22 protein-coding genes and 1 other RNA gene are annotated in these 21,942 nt (G+C 60.9%); 17 read left to right on the forward strand and 6 right to left on the reverse strand.

Annotated elements, in window-relative coordinates; all coding sequences use genetic code 11:
- Positions 1–182: 182 nt before the first annotated feature.
- Positions 183–1,079, reverse strand: coding sequence for a GlxA family transcriptional regulator (locus J4E63_RS02590; protein ID WP_207282440.1), 897 nt, complete (start codon positions 1,077–1,079; stop codon positions 183–185).
- Positions 1,080–1,323: 244 nt separating this feature from the next.
- On the opposite strand from J4E63_RS02590, the gene J4E63_RS02595 reads away from it, so the two are divergent.
- The gene (locus tag J4E63_RS02595) at positions 1,324–2,460 is read left to right on the forward strand and encodes an acyl-CoA dehydrogenase family protein (protein ID WP_207281020.1); all 1,137 of its coding nucleotides are present in this window, start codon (positions 1,324–1,326) and stop codon (positions 2,458–2,460) included.
- Between the two features lie 114 nt (positions 2,461–2,574).
- Here J4E63_RS02595 and J4E63_RS02600 read toward each other — a convergent pair whose 3' ends face one another.
- Positions 2,575–3,615, reverse strand: a complete 1,041-nt coding sequence (locus J4E63_RS02600) for an NADP(H)-dependent aldo-keto reductase (protein WP_207281025.1) — start codon at positions 3,613–3,615, stop codon at positions 2,575–2,577.
- 245 nt (positions 3,616–3,860) lie between these two features.
- Between J4E63_RS02600 and rplM the strand changes: the two genes are divergently transcribed.
- The 7 genes from rplM (at position 3,861) to J4E63_RS02635 (ending at position 8,738) form a co-directional block, all read left to right on the forward strand.
- On the forward strand, positions 3,861–4,289 hold the full coding sequence (gene rplM, locus J4E63_RS02605) for a 50S ribosomal protein L13 (protein ID WP_003205365.1): 429 nt from the start codon (positions 3,861–3,863) through the stop codon (positions 4,287–4,289).
- Between the two features lie 14 nt (positions 4,290–4,303).
- Positions 4,304–4,696, forward strand: a complete 393-nt coding sequence (gene rpsI / locus J4E63_RS02610; RefSeq protein ID WP_003205364.1) for a 30S ribosomal protein S9 — start codon at positions 4,304–4,306, stop codon at positions 4,694–4,696.
- A gap of 256 nt (positions 4,697–4,952) precedes the next feature.
- Positions 4,953–5,546 carry a ubiquinol-cytochrome c reductase iron-sulfur subunit gene (gene petA, locus J4E63_RS02615; protein ID WP_060740746.1) on the forward strand — a complete coding sequence of 198 codons (594 nt, stop codon included), beginning with the start codon at positions 4,953–4,955 and terminating at the stop codon, positions 5,544–5,546.
- Entirely contained in the window at positions 5,546–6,757 is a 1,212-nt protein-coding gene (locus J4E63_RS02620) for a cytochrome bc complex cytochrome b subunit (protein WP_030138561.1), read from the forward strand. The genes petA and J4E63_RS02620 overlap by 1 nt, the downstream gene beginning before the upstream one ends.
- Positions 6,757–7,539 carry a cytochrome c1 gene (locus tag J4E63_RS02625; protein WP_060740747.1) on the forward strand — a complete coding sequence of 261 codons (783 nt, stop codon included), beginning with the start codon at positions 6,757–6,759 and terminating at the stop codon, positions 7,537–7,539. The genes J4E63_RS02620 and J4E63_RS02625 overlap by 1 nt, the downstream gene beginning before the upstream one ends.
- A gap of 151 nt (positions 7,540–7,690) precedes the next feature.
- Positions 7,691–8,308 (forward strand): glutathione S-transferase N-terminal domain-containing protein, encoded by a 618-nt coding sequence (locus J4E63_RS02630; RefSeq protein ID WP_003178195.1) that lies wholly within the window; start codon positions 7,691–7,693, stop codon positions 8,306–8,308.
- Positions 8,309–8,324: 16 nt separating this feature from the next.
- Entirely contained in the window at positions 8,325–8,738 is a 414-nt protein-coding gene (locus tag J4E63_RS02635; RefSeq protein ID WP_053124982.1) for a ClpXP protease specificity-enhancing factor, read from the forward strand.
- A gap of 604 nt (positions 8,739–9,342) precedes the next feature.
- On the opposite strand, the gene J4E63_RS02640 is transcribed toward J4E63_RS02635, so the two are convergent.
- The 4 genes from J4E63_RS02640 to J4E63_RS02655 form a co-directional block, all read right to left on the reverse strand.
- Positions 9,343–9,921, reverse strand: a complete 579-nt coding sequence (locus J4E63_RS02640) for a BON domain-containing protein (protein WP_030139689.1) — start codon at positions 9,919–9,921, stop codon at positions 9,343–9,345.
- A complete protein-coding gene (locus J4E63_RS02645; RefSeq protein ID WP_007928463.1) occupies positions 9,918–10,511 on the reverse strand; it encodes a phosphoheptose isomerase in 594 nt (197 codons plus the stop codon). Before J4E63_RS02645 ends, J4E63_RS02640 begins: the two co-directional genes overlap by 4 nt.
- 102 nt (positions 10,512–10,613) lie before the next feature.
- Positions 10,614–10,976: a YraN family protein gene (locus J4E63_RS02650; RefSeq protein ID WP_060740748.1), complete on the reverse strand. Its 363-nt coding sequence runs from the start codon at positions 10,974–10,976 to the stop codon at positions 10,614–10,616.
- Entirely contained in the window at positions 10,976–12,787 is a 1,812-nt protein-coding gene (locus tag J4E63_RS02655; RefSeq protein ID WP_207281032.1) for a penicillin-binding protein activator, read from the reverse strand. Before J4E63_RS02655 ends, J4E63_RS02650 begins: the two co-directional genes overlap by 1 nt.
- Before the next feature lie 207 nt (positions 12,788–12,994).
- Here J4E63_RS02655 and rsmI point away from each other — a divergent pair, with 207 nt between their 5' ends.
- The 9 genes from rsmI (at position 12,995) to mraY (ending at position 21,937) form a co-directional block, all read left to right on the forward strand.
- Positions 12,995–13,867, forward strand: coding sequence for a 16S rRNA (cytidine(1402)-2'-O)-methyltransferase (gene rsmI, locus J4E63_RS02660; RefSeq protein ID WP_207281033.1), 873 nt, complete (start codon positions 12,995–12,997; stop codon positions 13,865–13,867).
- Between the two features lie 74 nt (positions 13,868–13,941).
- Positions 13,942–14,295: RNase P RNA component class A (gene rnpB / locus J4E63_RS02665), an RNA gene on the forward strand.
- 308 nt (positions 14,296–14,603) lie between these two features.
- Positions 14,604–15,059 (forward strand): division/cell wall cluster transcriptional repressor MraZ, encoded by a 456-nt coding sequence (gene mraZ, locus J4E63_RS02670; RefSeq protein WP_003205355.1) that lies wholly within the window; start codon positions 14,604–14,606, stop codon positions 15,057–15,059.
- A complete protein-coding gene (gene rsmH / locus J4E63_RS02675; RefSeq protein ID WP_404943322.1) occupies positions 15,056–16,003 on the forward strand; it encodes a 16S rRNA (cytosine(1402)-N(4))-methyltransferase RsmH in 948 nt (315 codons plus the stop codon). The genes mraZ and rsmH overlap by 4 nt, the downstream gene beginning before the upstream one ends.
- Complete coding sequence (ftsL, locus tag J4E63_RS02680; protein ID WP_003178214.1) at positions 16,000–16,293, forward strand: cell division protein FtsL; 294 nt, start codon at positions 16,000–16,002, stop codon at positions 16,291–16,293. Before rsmH ends, ftsL begins: the two co-directional genes overlap by 4 nt.
- The gene (locus J4E63_RS02685; RefSeq protein ID WP_170842280.1) at positions 16,293–18,032 is read left to right on the forward strand and encodes a penicillin-binding protein 2; all 1,740 of its coding nucleotides are present in this window, start codon (positions 16,293–16,295) and stop codon (positions 18,030–18,032) included. Before ftsL ends, J4E63_RS02685 begins: the two co-directional genes overlap by 1 nt.
- Complete coding sequence (locus tag J4E63_RS02690) at positions 18,032–19,495, forward strand: UDP-N-acetylmuramoyl-L-alanyl-D-glutamate--2,6-diaminopimelate ligase (protein ID WP_060740753.1); 1,464 nt, start codon at positions 18,032–18,034, stop codon at positions 19,493–19,495. The genes J4E63_RS02685 and J4E63_RS02690 overlap by 1 nt, the downstream gene beginning before the upstream one ends.
- On the forward strand, positions 19,488–20,855 hold the full coding sequence (murF, locus tag J4E63_RS02695) for a UDP-N-acetylmuramoyl-tripeptide--D-alanyl-D-alanine ligase (protein ID WP_207281034.1): 1,368 nt from the start codon (positions 19,488–19,490) through the stop codon (positions 20,853–20,855). Before J4E63_RS02690 ends, murF begins: the two co-directional genes overlap by 8 nt.
- Entirely contained in the window at positions 20,855–21,937 is a 1,083-nt protein-coding gene (mraY, locus tag J4E63_RS02700) for a phospho-N-acetylmuramoyl-pentapeptide-transferase (protein WP_207281035.1), read from the forward strand. Before murF ends, mraY begins: the two co-directional genes overlap by 1 nt.
- The last annotated feature ends 5 nt before the right edge of the window (positions 21,938–21,942 follow it).

A 21,942-nucleotide genomic window follows, 5' to 3' on the forward strand; every position in this document is an offset into this window, starting at 1 on the left:
AAGCAAAAAAAGGCCTGCGATTGCAGGCCTTTTTTGTACGCTCGAAATCAGTCGTTCACTGCAAAACCCTGTGGGAGCGAGCTTGCTCGCGATGGCGTCCTGTCAGTCAACATCAGGCCTGCTGAACCACCGCCATCGCGAGCAAGCTCGCTCCCACAGTGGATCGTTGCCAAGCCCTCGGCCTACGCCGCCTGCTGAAACTGCTGCCGATACTGGTTCGGCGACAGGTCGGTATGTTGCCGGAACAACCGTGCGAAAAAGCTCGCGTCGTCGTAGCCGACTTCGTAGCTGATGGTCTTGATGCTCTTGCGGCTACCGGAAAGCAGGCCCTTGGCGGTTTCGATCCGCAGTCGTTGCAGGTAATGCAGCGGCTTGTCGCCCGTGGCGGTCTGGAAGCGGCGCATGAAATTGCGGATGCTCATGCCATGCTCCCGGGCAACATCTTCGAAGCGGAATTTATCGGCGAAGTGCTCTTCGAGCCACTGCTGGATCTGCAGGATGATCACGTCCTGATGCAGTTTCTGCCCGCCAAAGCCGATCCGTCCCGGCGAATAGCTGCGTTGCACTTCATACAGGATGTCCCGCGCCACGGCCTGGGCCACATTGGCGCCGCAGAAGCGTTCAATGAGGTAAATGTAGAGGTCGCAGGCTGAGGTCGTGCCGCCGGCGCAAAACAGGTTGTCGGCGTCGGTCAGGTGCTTGTCCTGGTTCAGGTGCACCTGGGGGAAGCGCTCCTTGAAGGCATTGAAGAAGCGCCAGTAGGTGGTCGCTTCCTTGCCATCGAGCAGACCGGCTTCGGCCAGCCAGAACACCCCGGTGGCTTCACCGCAGAGGACCGCGCCGCGAGCGTGTTGTTCGCGCAGCCAGGGCAGGACCTGGGGGTAGCGTTGGCAGAGGTTGGCGAAATCATCCCAGAAGGCCGGCAGGATGATGATGTCGGTGTTTTCCAAGCCACCGTCCACCGGCATGATCACATCGCTGAAACTGTTCACCGGTTTGCCATCGGGGCTGACCAGCCGGGTTTCAAACGCCGGCGTCAGACCGTGGCCCAGTTGTTTGCCATAGCGCAGGCTGGCCAGGTGGAAGAAATCCTTGGCCTGCATGAGGGTGAAGGCGAAGACCCGGTCGATTGCCAGGATGCTGACGCGCCGCAAGGGCGTGGAGGCGTGCATAGACATAATTCATCTTTATTTTTATAGGGGAAAGTGGTCACTAGACGGCTGGATCGTCTTATTTTTTGTCGGATGTGTCCAGTGTCCTGTCGTACACCGCAGGCTTAGTCTCAGTCGGATAACCACGTCCAACAATAACCAAAGGTGAGCCATGATCCCGAGAACACTGTTCAGTCCCGAGCACGAATTGTTTCGCGACAGCGTACGAACCTTCCTCGAAAAAGAAGCCGTGCCGTACCACAGCCAGTGGGAAAAACAGGGGCATGTCGATCGCCAGCTCTGGAACAAGGCGGGGGAGGCGGGCATGTTGTGCTCGCACCTTCCGGAGGCTTATGGCGGGCTGGACGCGGACTTCCTCTACAGCACGGTGGTGATCGAGGAGATCGGTCGCCTGGGGCTGACGGGGATCGGTTTCTCGCTGCATTCCGACATCGTCGCGCCGTACATCCTGCATTACGGCAGTGAGGCGCTGAAACACAAGTACCTGCCGAAACTGGTGTCCGGCGAAATGGTCACGGCCATCGCCATGACCGAGCCGGGCGCCGGTTCCGACCTGCAAGGGGTGAAGACCACGGCGGTGCTGGACGGTGACGAATATGTCATCAACGGCTCCAAGACGTTCATCACCAATGGTTTCCTGGCGGACCTGGTGATTGTGGTCGCCAAGACCGATCCCAAGGCTGGCGCCAAGGGCACCAGCCTGTTCCTGGTGGAGGCGGGCACGCCGGGCTTCGAAAAGGGCAAGCGCCTGGAAAAAGTCGGAATGAAGGCCCAGGACACGTCGGAATTGTTCTTCCAGGATGTCCGCGTGCCGAAGGAAAACCTGCTCGGGCAGGCCGGAATGGGCTTTGCCTACCTGATGCAAGAGCTCCCCCAGGAGCGCCTGACCGTCGCCATCGGCGGCCTGGCTTCGGCCGAAGCGGCGCTGCAATGGACCCTGGACTACACCCGCGAGCGCAAGGCGTTCGGCAAAGCCATCGCCGACTTCCAGAACACCCGTTTCAAGCTCGCGGAAATGGCTACCGAAATCCAGATTGGCCGGGTCTTCGTCGACCGCTGCCTGGAATTGCACCTGCAAGGCAAGCTGGACGTGCCGACGGCGGCGATGGCCAAGTACTGGGGCACCGACTTGCAATGCAAAGTGCTCGACGAGTGCGTGCAGTTGCATGGCGGCTACGGCTTCATGTGGGAATACCCGATTGCCCGGGCATGGGCGGATGCGCGGGTGCAGCGGATCTATGCCGGGACCAATGAAATCATGAAGGAGATCATTGCGCGGTCGCTTTGATGCGGTGGTGGGCTTGGGTCCGCTATCGCGAGCGCTCGCTCCCACATGGGGCTCCTGCATTGCCGCAGAAACCCTGTGGGAGCGAGCTTGCTCGCGATGGGGCCTATGAATCAATCAAGGCGCAGGGTTCGGCTGATCCTTGTGAATCGCCTCGATCCCCGCCAGCACTTCGTCCGACAGCTTCAGGTCGACGCTGGCGATGTTGCTGTCCAGTTGCTCCAGCGTGGTGGCGCCAATGATGTTGCTGGTCACGAACGGCTGTTGGGTGACGAACGCCAGGGCCATCTGCGCCGGGTCCAGGCCATGTTCGCGGGCCAGGGCCACATAACGGCTGCAGGCCGCTTCCGATTGCGGGTTGAAGTAACGCATGAAGCGGCTGTACAGGGTCAGGCGGCCCTTGGCGGGCCGTGCGCCGTTTTCGTATTTGCCCGACAGGAAGCCGAACGCCAGGGGTGAGTAGGCCAGCAGGCCGCACTGTTCGCGGATAGCGATTTCCGCCAGACCGACCTCGAAGCTGCGGTTGAGCAGGTTGTACGGGTTCTGGATCGACACCGCCCGCGGCCAGCCACGGGCCTCGGCCAGGGCCAGGAACTTCATGGTGCCCCACGGTGTTTCGTTGGACAGGCCAATGTGGCGGATCTTGCCGGCCCGGACCTGCTCGTCCAGGGCTTCGAGGGTGTCCTCCAGCGGTGTGAACGTTTCGTCGGCCTTGTGCTGGTAGCCCAGTTGACCGAAGAAGTTGGTGCTGCGCTCCGGCCAATGCAACTGATAGAGGTCGATGTAGTCGGTCTGCAGGCGCTTGAGGCTAGCGTCCACCGCTTCGACGATGTGCTGGCGGTTGTGCTTGAGGTTCTTGTCGCGGATGTAGTCGATGGTGTTGCCGGGACCGGCGATCTTGCTCGCCAGGATCCAGTCGGCACGGTCGCCGCGGCTTTTGAAATAATTGCCGATGTAGCGCTCGGTGGTGGCGTAGGTCTCGGCCTTGGGGGGCACCGGGTACATCTCGGCGGTGTCCATGAAATTGATGCCGGCACCCTTGGCGCGTTCGATCTGGGCGAAGGCCTCGGCCTCGCTGTTCTGCTCACCCCAGGTCATGGTGCCGAGGCACAGGGCACTCACGTTCAGATCGGTACGGCCTAGCTGGCGATAGTCCATCGGGAACTCCTTGGGCAAAACAATCATAAAAGCAGGTTGAAATATTTTTCGCAATCTGCATAATTGCGCACCTCTTTCTGCAGTGGAAGTGATGCGCCGCCGCCGAAGAATCTTGCCGTTGAACGGACGCGCCGACCCGAGCCCCCGAAAGCGTCTGTATCCGGCTGCCTTTGACTTGTCAAAGTACGCACTATTCAGTAAGATCCGCCGTCTAATTTACAGGGCGGCCCCTGAGGCTATAAAGAATGAAAACTTTTACTGCTAAACCGGAAACAGTAAAGCGCGACTGGTTTGTCGTCGACGCTGCTGGTCAGACCCTGGGTCGTCTGGCCACCGAAATCGCGAGCCGTCTGCGTGGCAAGCACAAGCCTGAGTACACCCCTCACGTTGACACCGGTGACTACATCGTCGTGATCAACGCTGAGCAAGTACGTGTTACTGGCGCTAAAACCACTGACAAAATGTACTACTCCCACTCCGGTTTTCCTGGTGGCATCAAGTCGATCAACTTTGAAAAGCTGATCGCCAAAGCCCCTGAGCGCGTGATCGAGACCGCGGTTAAAGGCATGCTGCCTAAGAACCCACTGGGTCGCGACATGTATCGTAAGCTGAAGGTTTATGCGGGCGCTGCTCACCCTCATACTGCTCAGCAGCCCCAAGAACTGAAGTTTTAACGGAATAGTTCATTATGTCGGCGACTCAAAATTACGGCACTGGCCGTCGCAAGACTGCAACCGCACGCGTTTTCCTGCGTCCGGGCACTGGTAACATCTCCATCAACAACCGCTCCCTGGATAACTTCTTCGGCCGCGAAACTGCCCGCATGGTAGTTCGTCAGCCGCTGGAACTGACCGAGACCGTCGAAAAATTCGACATCTACGTCACTGTTATCGGTGGTGGTGTAAGTGGTCAAGCTGGCGCAATCCGCCACGGCATCACTCGCGCCCTGATGGATTACGACGAGACTCTGCGTGGTGCTCTGCGCAAAGCCGGCTTCGTAACTCGCGATGCTCGCGAAGTTGAACGTAAGAAAGTCGGTCTGCGTAAAGCGCGTAAGCGTCCGCAGTACTCGAAGCGTTAATTTCGCTTCCGCTTTCAAAAGGCGCCCAGTTCCTCACGGAGCTGGGCGTTTTTTTATGGGCAAAAGAATTGCTCTGTGACAACTTGCCACATTCGTAGAGCCCCTATACTACAAGGCTTGGCGGTTTGGCCGCTTGGTAATTACCTTGTCAGAATTGGGGCTTTTCATTACCATTCGGCAAAATTTTTATAAGTTCAGATTTTTACTTAGTAGACGCCTGATCTAACAGGCCACAAAGCTGATGGGAGAGGACTGAATGAGCAATGACGGCGTGAATGCAGGCCGGCGTCGCTTCCTGGTAGCAGCCACATCCGTGGTGGGTGCTGCAGGAGCGGTGGGGGCTGCGGTCCCGTTCGTGGGGTCATGGTTTCCCAGCGCCAAGGCGAAAGCCGCAGGTGCACCGGTGAAAGTGAATGTCAGCAAGATCGAGCCAGGCCAGCAGATGATTGCTGAGTGGCGCGGCCAGCCGGTGTTCATCGTCCGCCGTACAGAGGAAATCCTGGGGAATCTGAAAAAGATCGAGGGTCAGTTGTCCGACCCGTCCTCCAAGAACTCTACGCAACCGACCTATGTCGACCCGCAGACGCGTTCGATCAAGCCAGAGGTCCTGCTGCTGATCGGGATCTGTACGCACCTGGGTTGCTCGCCAACGTTCCGTCCTGAAGTGGCGCCTGCCGACCTGGGCAAGGACTGGGTCGGTGGTTATTTCTGCCCTTGCCACGGCTCCCACTACGACCTGGCCGGTCGCGTCTACAAGTCGCAGCCTGCACCTCTGAACCTGCCAGTTCCCCCGCATTCCTATGAGACCGATGACATCATTGTCGTTGGCGTCGATACGGAGAAAGCGTGATGAGCAAACTAATGGATTGGGTTGATGCGCGCTTTCCCGCGACCAAAATGTGGGAAGACCATCTCAGCAAGTACTACGCTCCGAAGAACTTCAACTTCTTCTACTTCTTTGGCTCCCTGGCGCTGCTCGTTCTGGTCAACCAGATCGTCACCGGTGTCTGGCTGACCATGAGCTACACCCCGTCGGCGGAAGAAGCGTTTGCCTCCGTCGAATACATCATGCGCGACGTCGAGTACGGCTCGATCCTGCGTCTGCTGCACTCCACCGGCGCTTCGGCGTTCTTCATCGTGGTCTACCTGCACATGTTCCGTGGCTTGCTCTACGGTTCGTACCAGAAGCCGCGTGAACTGGTGTGGGTCTTCGGCATGCTGATCTACCTGGCGCTGATGGCCGAGGCCTTCATGGGCTACCTGCTGCCGTGGGGCCAGATGTCCTACTGGGGCGCCCAGGTGATCATCTCGCTGTTCGGTGCGATCCCGGTCATCGGTGACGACCTGACCCAGTGGATTCGTGGTGACTACCTGATCTCGGGCATCACCCTGAACCGCTTCTTCGCCCTGCACGTGGTCGCCCTGCCGATCGTGATCCTCGGCCTGGTGGTGCTGCACATCCTCGCGCTGCACGAAGTCGGCTCGAACAACCCGGACGGCGTGGACATCAAGAAACACAAGGACGAGAACGGCGTACCGCTGGATGGCATCGCCTTCCACCCGTACTACACCGTGAAAGACATCGTCGGCGTGGTGGTCTTCCTGTTCATCTTCTGCTCCATCGTGTTCTTCTTCCCGGAAATGGGCGGTTACTTCCTCGAGAAGCCGAACTTCGAGCAGGCGAACGCGTTCAAGACCCCTGAGCACATTGCCCCGGTCTGGTACTTCACGCCGTTCTACGCGATCCTGCGGGCGATCCCGGACAAGCTGCTGGGCGTTATCGCCATGGGCGCGGCCATCGCCGTGCTGTTCGTCCTGCCGTGGCTGGACCGCAGCCCCGTCAAGTCGATGCGCTACAAAGGCTGGCTGAGCAAGATCTGGCTCGTGGTGTTCTGCATTTCGTTCGTGATCCTGGGCGTGCTGGGCGTACTGGCACCGACACCGGGACGCACGCTGCTGTCGCAGGTTTGCACCTTCCTGTACTTCGCCTACTTCATTCTGATGCCGTTCTACACCAGGCTCGAGAAGACCAAACCGGTTCCGGAAAGGGTGACTGGCTGATGAAAAAGCTATTTGCTGTACTGATTCTTGCTGCTATGCCTGTACTGTCCTTCGCGGCTGAACACGGTGGTCCGGAGCTGGAAAAAGTCGACATCGACGTTTCCGACAAAGCGGCCATGCAGGACGGCGCACGTACGTTCGCCAACTACTGCATGGGTTGCCACAGTGCCAAGTTCCAGCGCTATGAGCGCGTTGCCGATGACCTGGGCATCCCCCATGAGCTGATGCTCGAGAAGCTTGTGTTCACCGGTGCCAAACTGGGCGATCACATGACCATCGGCATGCAGCCTGCGGACGCCAAGACCTGGTTCGGCGCCGCGCCGCCGGACCTGACCCTGGTGGCCCGCGTGCGTGGCACCGACTGGCTTTACGGTTACCTGCGTTCGTTCTACGAAGACCCTGCACGTCCTTGGGGCGTGAACAACAAGGTCTTCCCGAACGTCGGCATGCCTAACGTTCTGGTCGGCCTCCAGGGGCGCCAGGTGGTAGGCTGCAAACAGGTTCAGATCGTTGAAGACGGCAAAAAGCAATTCGATCCGCTGACTGGCTCCGCTTTGACCCATGAAGCCTGCGACCAGCTGACCGTATTGCCGAACACCGGCAGCCTGACCCCGGAGCAGTTCGATGAGAAGGTCAAGAACCTGGTGACCTTCCTGGCCTACTCGGCCAACCCGGTGAAGCTGGAGCATCAGCGCATCGGTACCTATGTATTGCTGTACCTGGCGTTCTTCTTCGTATTCGCTTACCTGCTCAAGCGTGAATACTGGAAAGACGTGCATTGATAAAGCTGTAAGCCATTGCTGTGAATCGTGCGCGCCCAAGGGCGTCTCTAGACATGTAACGAGCCTGGCCCGCCAGGTGTTACGGGAGACGCCCTCTGGGCGCGCTCGTTTTTCCGTTTTTCGATAATTTCAACAAGCGAGGAGGATCGCCATGGGCGTGACCAATCGGTTGGCCTGTTACTCCGACCCCGCCGACCACTATTCCCACCGGGTACGCATCGTACTGGCAGAGAAGGGTGTCAGCGCCGAGATCATTTACGTCGAAGCGGGTCGTCAGCCGCCGAAGCTGATCGAAGTGAACCCTTACGGCAGCCTGCCCACATTGGTCGATCGTGACCTGGCGTTGTGGGAGTCGACCGTGGTGATGGAATACCTGGATGAGCGTTATCCGCATCCACCCTTGCTGCCGGTTTATCCTGTCGCGCGTGCCAACAGCCGTTTGCTGATCCATCGCATCCAGCGTGACTGGTGCGGGTTGGTGGATCTGATCCTGGATTCCCGGACCAAGGAGCCGGCGCGGGTCGTGGCGCGCAAGGAATTGCGTGAAAGCCTGACGGGCGTATCGCCGCTGTTCGTCGACAAGCCGTTTTTCCTCAGTGAGGAACAAAGTCTGGTGGATTGCTGCCTATTGCCCATACTCTGGCGTTTGCCGATTCTGGGTATCGAACTGCCGCGGCCTGCCAAGCCGCTGCTTGATTATATGGAGCGCCAATTTGCGCGTGAGGCATTCCAGGCGAGTCTGTCTGGTGTCGAACGCGACATGCGCTAAGGCTTAGGGAGCCGCTATGAACTCCAGTCGACCTTATCTGGTCCGCGCGCTCTACGAGTGGATTGTGGACAATGATTGCACCCCGCACATGCTCGTCAATGCCGAGTTTCCATCGGTGCAGGTGCCGCAGGGTTTTGCCAATGATGGGCAGATTGTCCTGAACGTGTCGCCAGCCGCTGTGCGTCACCTGCACATGGATAATGATGCCGTCAGTTTTGAAGGGCGCTTCGGTGGTGTGCCACACACCCTGTACGTGCCTGTTGCTGCGATTCTGGGGATTTATGCCCGGGAGAATGGCCAGGGCATGGTGTTTGAGCTGGAAGCGCCGTTGGACGGTGAAGAAGAGTTCGAGCCGGATGATGACCTGCCACCGCCGGATGACGAGCCGCCGCGGCCTAGTGGTCGGCCTAGTCTTAAGGTGGTGAAGTAACGGATAGTTGATCTGCGTGTCGTTCGCTGTTCGCCGTCCACCAAGGAAATGCCCGTGTCGTGAGATGCGGGCATTTTTTTGGCTGTATTCACTGGGGGATTGGTGTGTATATCCGTTTCTGCGGTTACGGCCGCTGGCGGTTCCGCCCTTACGGCGGGTCACTTTTGAAGGGGAGCCAAAAGTAACCAAAAGCGCCTTGCCCCACCACTAGGCACCTCGCCTAGGCTCGGTGTTCCCTCACTCCGGCGTGGTTAATGGGGCGCCCAGATCAAAAGCAAAAGCAAAAGCAAAGCAAAAGCGAGGCGGCCTTATAGCCGACCTGTCTCCTCCGGCTGTACCCGATCCCATTGTGGGAGCGAGCTTGCTCGCGATGGCGTCAGGTCAGCAGCATCGATGTTGGCTGATACACCGCAATCGCGAGCAAGCTCGCTCCCACAGTTGATTGGGGGGCAGCCAGAGAGACGGGTCGGCTATAAGGCCGCCTCGCTTTTGCTTTTGATCTTGATCTGGGCGTTCCCGACCAAACAAAAAAAACGGCGCTCCCCCTGTATGGATGAGCGCCGTTTTTTCCAGCCACATGCAGCCTCAAGAGCCGCGAGTCACCTCAGTCAATATATTCAAACAACTTGACGATTTTCTGCACCCCGGAAACCCCCTGCACCAGGTTGGTCGCCTGGGCGGCTTCCTGCTTGGTCAGCAGGCCCAACAGATAGACGATGCCATTCTCGGTCACAACCTTGATACGCGAGCCAGGAATGCTGGCGTCGGTGAGCATCTGGGTCTTGATCTTGGTGGTCAGCCACGCATCGTTCTGGCGCGCCAGCAGCGAGGAGGGTTGCAGGACCTGCAGTTCGTTATGCACGGTCTTGACCCGCTGTACGGCGCTGGCTTCCTGCTCGGCCTTGGCCTTGAGGTCGGCACGTGGGGTCTGGCCGGCCAGCAGTACGACACCGTTGAAGCTGGTGACGACGATGTGCGAGTTGTTGTCCAGGTCCGGGTCTGCCTTGGCAATGTTCACGCCGACCTTGGTTTCAATCAGGGAGTCGTCGATCTTGCTGCCGAAGGTGCGGGTGCCACGGTCGTCTTCAATCGGCTTTTCCCGGCTGGCGTTAACCACCGATGTGCAGCCGCTGATGCCGAGGCACAGGGTCAAGGCCAGAAGGCCTAGGCGATTAGGGGTCATTCTTCACTCCCGAACAGTTGGCTGTCGATCAAGTCGCAGAGGCAGTGGATCGCCAGCAGGTGGACTTCCTGGATACGTGCGGTGACATTGGCCGGTACGCGGATCTCGACGTCTTCGGGCAATAGCAGTGATGCCATGCCACCGCCGTCACGACCGGTCAATGCTACGACAATCATTTCGCGATCATGTGCGGCCTGGATCGCTTGAATAATATTGGCCGAGTTGCCGCTGGTGGAAATCGCCAGCAGCACATCGCCGGGTTGGCCCAGGGCGCGGATCTGTTTGGAGAAGACTTCGTTGTAGCTGTAGTCGTTGGCGATCGAGGTGATCGTCGAGCTGTCGGTGGTCAGGGCGATCGCCGGCAGGCTCGGGCGTTCGCGCTCGAAGCGGTTGAGCAGCTCCGACGAGAAATGCTGGGCGTCGCCGGCCGAGCCGCCATTGCCGCACGAAAGCATTTTGCCCTCGTTGAGCAAGGCGTTGACCATCACTTGGCTGGCTTGCTCGATGTGCGGTGCAAGTACGTCCATCGCCTGTTGCTTGGTGTCGATACTGGCCTGAAAAAGCTGGCGAATTCGCGATTGCATGTCCATCTGTGTGACCTTAAGTAGCGCGGCTTATAGGCACAAACATGTGCGGCGCGCAAAGCAAAGAGCAAAAAAGTTAGGTGAAGGTGTCCGGCTCGGCATGGGCGCTCAACTGTCGAAGGCGTTCTGCAGCCAGTTCAACTGGGCGGCGTTGCTGTCGATGGCAACCACGTCGAAGCGGCAGGGGTAATCGGCCCAGCGAGATTCGCGTTGCAGGAAATACTGCGCGGCGAACACCAGCTTCTGGCGCTTGCGCTCGTCAATGCTGTCGAGCGCGCCACCCCATTGGGTATTTTTTCTGTAGCGGACTTCGACGAATACTACTGTATCGCCGTCAAGCATGACCAGATCAAGCTCGCCGCGTTTGCACAACCAGTTCTGCGCCACCAGCCGCAGGCCGTGTTGCTGGAGATGCGCGAGGGCCTGGCCCTCGGCATCCCGTCCGCTTTGCTGGCGTGATCGGTCAGGCATCAGCGCTGGGTGTCCGGCAGGCGCTGCACCTGGCCGTTGACGAACTCGGCCCATGGCAGTTGACGCTGTACGCGCTGGGTGGGCGACACGGCCAGGCTGCCCGACAAACCTTCGATGCGGCTGTCCGGCAGCGTCTTGAGTTGGCCCAGGCGCGGTGCCAGGCGATAGGCATCCGCGCCCATCGCGTACAACCGACCCAGGCTGCCGCCCGCCTGTGGCCACTGCGCGGTGACCTGCTTGCGCAGCGGGTCATTGGCGTCGAGCAGCCACGGGGTTTCGCAGAAGCGGATGCCGCTCATGTCGTTGTACTGGTTCTGGTCGCCGCTGGCGCTGAACACCGAAGACGTCGCGTAGACCGGCACGTCGCCGGCGTATTGGAAGTTCAGGGTTGGCTTGATCTGCTGGGCCTGCTGCGGTGTCGAGGCCAGGAAGATGAACTCGATGTCCTGGCGACGGGACGGCTGCGCCGCGACCGTGGTGCCAACGGTGCTTTGCAGGCTCTTGGCGCGACCTTCGCTCTGGCGCAACTGGAACATGTCGGCGATCTGCTGGGCCAGTTGGACCGGCTGGTCGACCCGTTCGATCGCGACGATGGTGCCGCCGTTGGCCTGCCAGTCCTGGCTGAAGGCTTTCAGTACGCGATCGCCCCATTCGCCCTTCGGTACCATGGCGGCGGCGCGGTGCAGGCCATCGGCGCGGGCGCGACGGGACACTTCGCGAGCTTCATCCTCGGGTGCCAGGCCGAACTGGAACAGTTGCGGTGGCCCTTGCTCGCCTTCGCTGTAGTTCAGCGCCAGGGTAGTGATTGGCAATTGCGGGCGGGTGCTGATCTGCTTGACCAGGGGTTTTTCCAGCGGGCCGATGACCAGTTGCACGCCGTCGGCCTGGGCCTTGCGATAGAACTCGTCCATGGAGGTCAGGCTGGCGCTGTCATAGAACTGGATGCTTGGCGGCGTTTGCCCGGCCTGCTGGGCCTGGTAGTGCGCGGCCATGAAACCCTCGCGCAAGGCCTTGGCAACCGCTGCCAGCTGGCCGCTTTGTGGCAGCAGCAGGGCGATCTTGCTCAGTGGCTGGCTGGCCAGTTCCTTGAGCTTGACCAGGGGCGTCGGCAGTTGCAGGGCGGCGGGGTGCTTCGGGTTCTGTTCGCGCCAGTGGTCGATGGCCGCCTGCTGCTGTTCCAGGGTGCCGGCGGTCTTGACGGCCTGGGCCAGGCTCAACCAGCCGCCGAGGTCGTCGTTGGAGGCGGGCTGCAACTGGTCGGTGGGCAGTGAGGCGATCAGCGACCAGATGGCTTCGTGGTTTTTCGCCGCGGCGTCGTCCTTCAGCAAGGGGGCGATGAAGATGCGCTCCTTGGCGGCGGCCAGGGTCTGGCCGTCGGCTTCGAGGGCGCGGGCGCGGACGGTACCGGTGCGGACCTGCTGCTCCACTGGCATTTCGCTCAGGTGTTGCAGGCTTGGGTGGTTCAGGGCGGTGAGCGCCGCCTTGGGCTGGTTGCGGGTCATCGCCAGTTCCGCCGACAGCGTGCTGGCGAAAATCTGCTGGCCGGGCTTGAGTTGTTCCATTGGCACTTGTTGCAGGATCTGTGCGGACTGGCCGGCATTGCCCTGGCGGTAGGCCAGGTCTGCGGCGCTCAGGCGTAGCAGGGCGGCTTTTTCCGGGGTTTTGCTTTGGGTGGCCTGTTCGAGCAACTGCTCGATACTGGCATCCGGGGTCCGTGGAAGTTCGCCAAGGCTGGACGAGGGCGAGCTGGCGCAGGCCGCCAGGAGGGCAGCGAGGCAGAGGGCGGAGAGCAGCCGCAGGCAAGCGATCATGTAAGTGTTCCTGATACGAGATCAAATTAGCGTCGAATTGTACCCAAGCACTGGCCGGGGCGCGATGTTACTGGCGTGAATCGATCAATTTAGGTATTTCAAAGAGTGCGGCGCGCCACAAAAGACAGGGTATTGCCTCTGTGGTGAACAGCTGAGATGGCCGTCACACGCTACAATGGCGGTTTTTACGATCATGAGGTGCGCGTTTTGACTGCTCCAGGTGCTTTGAATTCCGCTGCCGGCTCGCTTTATGTGGTGGCGACGCCCATCGGCAACCTGGACGATATCAGTGCCCGGGCGCTGAAAATCCTGCAGGAGGTCGCGCTGATCGCGGCTGAAGATACGCGTCACTCCCAGCGCCTGCTGCAACATTTCGGCATCTCCACACCGTTGGCGGCCTGTCATGAACACAATGAGCGGGACGAAGGCAGTCGTTTCATTACCCGGCTGCTGGCTGGCGATAACATCGCGCTGATTTCCGATGCGGGTACGCCGTTGATTTCCGACCCCGGCTATCATCTGGTGCGCCAGGCCCGGGCGGCGGGTATCAGTGTGGTACCGGTGCCGGGGGCTTGCGCGTTGATCGCGGCGCTGTCGGCGGCAGGCCTGCCGTCGGACCGTTTCATCTTCGAAGGTTTCCTGCCGGCCAAGGCGGTGGGGCGGCGGGCGCGCCTGGAAGCTATAAAGGAAGAGCCGCGCACGCTGATCTTCTATGAGGCGCCGCACCGCATTCTGGAGTGCCTGCAGGACATGGAGCTGGTGTTCGGTGCCGAACGCCAGGCACTGCTGGCCCGGGAGTTGACCAAGACCTTTGAAACCCTCAAGGGGCTGCCGTTGACCGAGTTGCGCGCCTTTGTGGAAAACGACAGCAACCAGCAACGCGGCGAGTGCGTCGTGCTGGTGTCGGGCTGGACGCCGCCGCAAAGCGAGGATGCCGTCAGCGGCGAGGCGATGCGCGTCCTGAACCTGCTGCTCGAGGAAATGCCCCTCAAGCGCGCCGCGGCCCTTGCGGCGCAGATCACTGGCGAGCGCAAGAATGTGCTGTATCAGGTCGCACTGGAAAAACAGAAAGACCAGTGAAACCGGGACAAGGTGCTGGCCCGGGGCTTTTAGCGCTTGTTCTTCAAGCGCTCTACCGTTAACCTTCGCGGCGGAGAGTCGATCGGACAGTCGCTGCCCTCTATGAGAATTAGGGGGGGGAGGAAAGTCCGGGCTCCATAGGGCGAAGTGCCAGGTAATGCCTGGGAGGCGTGAGCCTACGGAAAGTGCCACAGAAAATAACCGCCTAAGCGTTTCGGCGCCGGTAAGGGTGAAAAGGTGCGGTAAGAGCGCACCGCACGGCTGGCAACAGTTCGTGGCTAGGTAAACCCCACTTGGAGCAAGACCAAATAGGGTCCCAAGGCGTGGCCCGCGCTGGGACCGGGTAGGTTGCTAAAGATGTCCAGTGATGGCCATCGTAGACGAATGACTGTTCAAGACAGAACCCGGCTTACAGATCGACTCTCCACCTTTTCCCTTCCTGCCGGAATCACTGGCAGACGCAGTTCCTAAGACCAAAAAAATCTTACTCTTAACAAATCACTTTAACTTGTGCGCGCAGTCCCCTGTGCTGCTTCAGGTTGGGGCGAATTTTCCTACGTCAGATTCTTGTTACCCCTCCTGAAACGCTCCTAAATCTCCGATCTATAAGGCTTTTCCTTCATTACGCGCCTTGACGGTGCGGTGGGCGCATTCCTATAGTGTGCGCAAGTGGCGGAAAGTGGCATGAAGTGGGTTTTTTTGAAGGTAAAACGCCAAAAAGTGGAGAAACGCTGACGTGTTTCGCGGAGCTAACGCTATCAGTCTCGATGCAAAAGGCCGGCTTGCCATGCCCAGCCGGTATCGTGACGAGCTCGTTTCGCGAAGTTCGGGGCAATTAATCGTCACGATCGATGCCGTTGACCCATGTTTGTGTGTTTACCCTCTGGATGAGTGGGAAATCATCGAAACCAAACTGCGCGCACTGCCTTCGCTGCGTGAAGAAAACCGCCGTCTGCAACGCTTGCTGATCGGTAATGCCGTCGACCTCGAGCTCGATGGCAGTGGTCGTTTCCTGGTGCCACCGCGCCTGCGCGAGTACGCCAAGCTGGATAAGCGCGCGATGCTGGTGGGCCAACTGAACAAGTTCCAACTGTGGGACGAAGATGCCTGGAATGCGGTTTCTGCCGCTGACCTCGCTGCTATTCAACAACCGGGCGCCATGCCTGACGAACTGCGTGATTTGATCCTGTGACTATTGATAGCGGCTTTAACCACATCACCGTACTGCTTGACGAAGCCGTCGAGGCGCTCGCCGTACGTGCTGATGGCTGCTATCTGGATGGCACGTTCGGGCGTGGCGGACACAGCCGGTTGATTCTCAGCCAGCTCGGTCCGGACGGCCGGTTGCTGGGGTTCGACAAGGATCCTCAAGCGATTGCCACCGGGCAAACGCTGGCGGCCGAAGACGGCCGCTTTGTCGTTGTGCAGCGCAGCTTTGCCGAGCTGGGCGCGGAAGTCGCCGAGCGTGGCCTGGCCGGCAAGGTCAGTGGCGTGCTGCTCGACCTGGGCGTGTCGTCGCCACAATTGGACGACCCGGAGCGCGGCTTCAGTTTCCTCAATGACGGCCCGCTGGACATGCGCATGGATCCGTCCCGCGGGATCAGCGCCGCCGAATTCGTCAACACCGCCCCGGTGGAAGAAATCGCCCGTGTCTTCAAGGAGTACGGTGAAGAGCGTTTCTCCGGCCGCATGGCCCGCGCCGTGGTCGAGCGCCGCGACATCAAGCCTTTCGAGCGCACCGGCGACCTGGCCGAGGTGTTGAAAGTGGCCAACCCGGCCTGGGAAAAGGGCAAGAACCCGGCGACCCGGGCTTTCCAGGGCTTGCGCATCCACGTCAATAACGAACTGGGCGATCTGCAAGTGGGTCTCGAAGCGGCACTTGAGGCGCTGGAGATCGGCGGTCGTCTGGTGGTAATCAGCTTCCATTCCCTGGAAGACCGCATCGTCAAGCTGTTCATGCGCAAGCTCACCAAGGGTGAAGCCGATAACCTGCCGCGCAACCTGCCGGTGCGTTTCGAAGCCTTCGTGCCGAAAATCAAGATCCATGGCAAAGCGCAGTTCGCTTCCGAAGCCGAACTCAAGGCCAACCCACGCGCCCGTAGCGCCGTCATGCGCGTCGCGGAGAAGTTGCGGTGAGCAAGCTCTTCGCCAAGCCCCTGCCCGGCGGCAGCTTTTTCATGCTGCTGCTGTTCATCGGCGTGCTCGTGTCGGCCATCGCCGTGTCCTATAGCGCGCACTGGAACCGGCAGTTGCTCAATACCCTTTATAACGAACTCAGCGTGCGCGACAAGGCGCAGGCCGAGTGGGGGCGGTTGATCCTGGAACAGAGTACCTGGACCGCCCACAGCCGTATCGAAGTCCTGGCCACCGAACAGTTGAAAATGCGCATTCCCGGCGCCGCCGAAGTGCAGATGGTGGCGCCATGATGAAACTCGAAGGGGCGCTGTTCCCGTGGCGGTTTCGTCTGGTCCTGGGCTTGCTCGGGATCATGGTGGCGGCGATTTCGTGGCGCATCATCGACCTGCAGGTCGTCGACCGTGACTTCCTCAAGGGGCAGGGCGATGCCCGCAGTGTGCGGCATATTCCGATCCCGGCTCACCGTGGCCTGATCACCGACCGCAATGGCGAACCCCTGGCCGTGAGTACCCCGGTGACCACCTTGTGGGCCAACGCCAAGGAAATGCAGTTGGCCAAGGAAAAATGGCCGGCCTTGGCCGCCGCTCTCGGGCAGGACCCCAAGGCCCTGGCCGAGCGCCTCGAAGCCCAGGCCAACAAGGAATTCATTTATCTGGTGCGCGGCTTGACGCCCGAGCAGGGCCAGAGCGTGCTCGACTTGAAAGTACCCGGTGTCTACGGCATCGAAGAGTTCCGGCGTTTCTACCCGGCCGGTGAGGTCACGGCCCACATGGTCGGGTTTACCGACATCGATGACCGAGGGCGGGAAGGTGTCGAACTGGCCTATGACGAATGGCTCGCCGGGGTCGCCGGCAAGCGACAGGTCATCAAGGACCGGCGCGGCCGGCTGATCAAGGATGTCCAAGTCACCAAAAACGCCAAGGCCGGCAAGCCCTTGGCGTTGTCCATTGACCTGCGCCTGCAATACCTGGCCAACCGCGAGCTGCGCAATGCCATCGTCGAGAACGGTGCCAAGGCTGGCAGCTTGGTGATCATGGACGTGAAGACCGGCGAGATCCTGGCGATGGTCAACCAGCCGACCTACAACCCGAATAACCGTCGCAACCTGCAGCCGGCGATGATGCGCAACCGCGCGATGATCGACGTGTTCGAGCCGGGTTCGACCATGAAGGCCGTGTCCATGGCCGCCGCCCTGGAAACCGGGCGCTGGAAGCCGAGCGACACCGTCGAGGTGTACCCGGGCACCCTGCAGATCGGCAAGTACACCATCCGCGACGTGTCCAAGACCGAAGGTCCGGTGCTCGACCTGACCGGCATCCTGATCAACTCCAGTAACGTCGGCATGAGCAAGATCGCCTTCGATATCGGCGGCGAAACGATCTATCGCCTGGCCCAGAAAATCGGCCTCGGCCAGGACACCGGCCTGGGCTTCCCGGGCGAGCGTGTCGGCAATCTGCCGAACTACCGTGACTGGCGCAAGGCTGAAACCGCCACGTTGTCCTACGGCTACGGTGTTTCCGTGACCGCGATCCAGTTGGTCCATGCGTTTTCCGCCCTGGCGAACAACGGGCGCATGGCACCGCTGACCCTGATCAAGACCGACAAGGCGCCGCAGACCACCCAGGTGATCCCGGAAAATGTCGCCAAGACTATGCAGGGCATGCTGCAGCAGGTAATCGAGGCGCCGCGTGGTGTCTATCGCGCCCAGGTGCCGGCGTACCACGTGGCAGGCAAATCGGGTACGGCCCGTAAAACCTCCGTGGGCACCAAAGGCTACGCCGAGAATTCCTACCGTTCGCTGTTTGCCGGCTTCGGCCCGATGAGCGACCCGCGCTACGCCATCGTCGTGGTCATCGACGAACCGAGCAAGGCGGGTTATTTCGGTGGCCTGGTCTCGGCGCCGGTGTTCAGCAAAGTGATGTCCGGCACCCTGCGGCTGATGAACATTACCCCGGATAACCTGCCGCCGACCCAGCAGGCCAATACCGCACCGGTCGTTCCCTTGAAAGCCGAAGGAGGGCGTGGCTGATGTCCCTGAGCCTGAACAAGATTTTTGCCCACGCCGGTCACGATCTGCTGATTCGTGAATTGGCCCTGGACAGCCGCAATGTACGTGCCGGGGACTTGTTCCTGGCGGTGCCGGGCGCCCGTGTCGATGGCCGTGACCATATCGCCGACGCCTTGAAGCGTGGCGCGGCTGCCGTGGCTTATGAAGTGCAAGGCGCCACCGTGCTGCCCATCACTGACGTGCCATTGATTCCGGTCAAGGGCCTGGCGGCGCAGCTGTCGGACATCGCCGGGCGTTTTTATGGCGACCCGAGCCGTCACCTGAACCTGGTGGGCGTGACGGGTACCAACGGCAAGACCAGCGTGACCCAACTGGTGGCCCAGGCGTTGGACCTGCTCGGCCAGCATTGCGGCATTGTCGGCACCTTGGGCAACGGTTTTCATGGCGCGCTGGAAAGCGGCCTGCACACCACGCCGAACCCGATTGCCGTGCAAGCGACCCTGGCGGACCTGAAGAAGGCCGGTGCCAAGGCCGTTGCGATGGAAGTCTCGTCCCATGGCCTGGACCAGGGCCGAGTGACGGCGCTGGCATTCGATGTGGCGGTGTTGACCAACCTGTCCCGGGACCACCTGGATTACCACGGCACCATGCAGGCCTACGGCGAAGCCAAGGCCAAGCTGTTTGCCTGGAATGACTTGAAATGCCGGGTCATCAACCTCGATGACGAGTTCGGTCGGCAACTGGCCGCCGACAAGCGCGAGTCCCGGTTGATCACCTATAGCCTGGAAGATACCAGCGCCTACCTTTATATACGTCAGGCGCAGTTCAATGACGAAGGCGTGCGCGCCACGCTGGTCACGCCCCAGGGCGAGCACCATTTGCGCAGCACCTTGCTCGGCCGCTTCAACCTGAGCAACGTATTGGCGGCCATTGGCGCCTTGCTCGGCCTGGACTATGCGCTGGACGAAATTCTCAAGGTGCTGCCAAAGCTCGAAGGGCCAGCCGGGCGCATGCAGCGCCTTGGCGGTGGGGCCCAACCGTTGGTGGTGGTCGATTACGCCCATACCCCTGACGCGTTGGAAAAAGTCCTCACGGCCCTGCGTCCTCACGCCAAGGGCAAGTTGCTGTGCCTGTTCGGCTGCGGTGGCGATCGTGATCGCGGCAAGCGGCCATTGATGGCCGAAGTCGTGGAGCGGCTGGCAGACGGCGTGCTGGTCACCGACGACAACCCGCGCAGCGAAGACCCACTGCGAATTTTCGACGACATCCGCGCCGGTTTTACCGCTGTGGATAAGGTCAACTTCGTCGCCGGTCGCGGCCAGGCCATCGCCCAATTGATCGCCAGCGCTTCGGCGGACGATGTCATCGTCCTGGCAGGCAAGGGCCACGAGGACTATCAGGAAATCAACGGCGAACGCCATGCGTTCTCCGATCTGGTGGAAGCCGATCACGCCCTGACGGCGTGGGAGGTGGCCCATGCTTAAGGCCCTGAAACTCAGCGAACTGACCAATGCCCTGAATGCGCGCCTCATCGCCGCGGACGCCAGCTTCGACGGCGTCAGCATCGACAGCCGGGCGATCGCACCGGGGCAATTGTTCGTCGCCCTGGCCGGGCCGCGTTTCGACGGTCACGATTACTTGAACGAGGTCGCGGGCAAAGGTGCGGTCGCGGCCCTGGTCGAGCGGGAAGTGAGCAACAGCACGTTGCCGCAATTGCTCGTCAACGACACTCGCCAGGCCCTGGGCCAGCTCGGTGCACTGAACCGTGCGGCGTATGGCAACCCGGTCGCCGCCATCACCGGCTCCAGCGGCAAGACCACGGTCAAGGAAATGCTCGCCAGCATCCTTCGCACCCGCGGTCCGGTGCTGGCGACCCGGGGCAACCTGAACAACGACCTCGGCGTGCCGCTGACCTTGCTGGAGCTGGCGCCGGAGCACAGCGCCGCCGTCATCGAGCTGGGGGCTTCGCGGCTCGGCGAGATTGCCTACACCGTGGCCATGACCAAGCCTCATGTGGCGGTGCTCAACAACGCCGGTACCGCCCACGTCGGCGAGTTCGGCGGTCCGGAAAAAATCGTCGAGGCCAAGGGCGAGATCATCGAAGGGCTGGATGCCAATGGCGTCGCCGTGCTGAATCTCGACGACAAGGCTTTCGAAACCTGGAAGACCCGGGCGGGCGAGCGCAAGGTGCTGACCTTTGCCCTGAGCAATCTCGCCGCGAATTTCTACGCCAGCGACCTGGACCGTGATGCCCGCGGTTGCCCGGCCTTCAACCTGCACAGCCCCGACGGCGCCGAGCGGGTCCAGTTGAACCTGCTGGGCACCCATAACGTTGCCAACGCCCTGGCTGCGGCGGCTGCCGCCCATGCCCTGGGCGTGTCGCTGCCGGGCATCGTCGCCGGGCTGAACGCCGTGCAGCCGGTCAAGGGGCGCTCCGTCGCGCAACTGGCCAGCAACGGCATGCGCGTGATCGACGACACCTACAACGCCAACCCGTCGTCCATGTGCGCGGCCGTGGACATCCTCGCCGGTTTCTCCGGCCGCACCGTGCTGGTGCTGGGGGATATCGGTGAACTGGGCGAATGGGCGCAACAGGGTCATCACGACGTTGGTGCCTATGCACGCGGCAAGGTCGATGCGCTGTATGCGGTCGGTCCGATGATGGCCCATGCGGTCGCCGCGTTTGGCGAACACGCGCGGCATTTCACCACTCAAGCCGAACTGATCCAGGCCCTGGGCGCCGAGCAGGACCCGAACACCACCTTATTGATCAAGGGCTCACGCAGCGCAGCGATGGAAAACATCGTCGCGGCACTGTGCGGCGCCTCCACGGAGAAACATTAATGCTGCTGCTGCTAGCGGAGTACCTGCAACAGTTCCACAAAGGCTTCGCGGTCTTCCAGTACCTGACCCTGCGCGGGATCCTGGGTGTGCTGACCGCGTTGTCGTTGTCGCTGTTCCTGGGCCCGTGGATGATCCGCACCCTGCAGAACCTGCAGATCGGCCAGTCGGTCCGTAACGACGGTCCGCAATCGCACCTGTCCAAATCCGGCACCCCGACCATGGGTGGCGCGTTGATCCTGTCGTCCATCGGCATCAGTACCTTGCTCTGGGCCGACCTGGCGAACCGCTACGTCTGGGTCGTGCTGTTGGTGACTTTGCTTTTCGGTGCCATCGGCTGGGTCGACGATTACCGCAAGGTGATCGAGAAGAACTCCCGGGGGCTGCCGAGCCGCTGGAAATATTTCTGGCAGTCGGTGTTCGGCCTCGGCGCGGCGATCTTCCTTTACACGACCGCCGCCTCGCCGGTGGAAACCACCCTGATCCTGCCGATGCTCAAGGACTACAGCATTCCGCTGGGCGCCGGTTTCATCGTGCTGACCTACCTGGTCATCGTTGGGTCGAGTAACGCGGTCAACCTCACCGACGGCCTCGACGGCCTGGCGATCATGCCGACGGTCATGGTCGGTGGCGCGCTGGGGATCTTCTGCTACCTGTCGGGTAACGTGAAATTCGCCGAATACCTGCTGATCCCTTATGTGCCGGGGGCGGGCGAGCTGATCGTGTTCTGCGGTGCACTGATCGGTGCCGGCCTGGGCTTTTTGTGGTTCAACACCTACCCGGCGCAAGTCTTCATGGGCGATGTCGGCGCGCTGGCGCTGGGCGCGGCCCTGGGCACCATCGCGGTGATCGTTCGCCAGGAAATCGTCCTGTTCATCATGGGCGGCGTGTTCGTGATGGAGACCCTGTCAGTCGTCATTCAGGTTGCTTCCTTTAAATTGACCGGCCGCCGCGTATTCCGCATGGCGCCGATTCACCACCACTTTGAACTCAAGGGCTGGCCCGAGCCGCGTGTGATCGTCCGTTTCTGGATCATCACCGTGATTCTGGTGCTGATCGGCCTTGCCACCCTGAAGCTGAGGTAGAACGA

Source organism: Pseudomonas sp. FW300-N2F2, assembly GCF_017351655.1.
Taxonomy (GTDB): Bacteria; Pseudomonadota; Gammaproteobacteria; order Pseudomonadales; family Pseudomonadaceae; genus Aquipseudomonas; species Aquipseudomonas fluorescens_AA.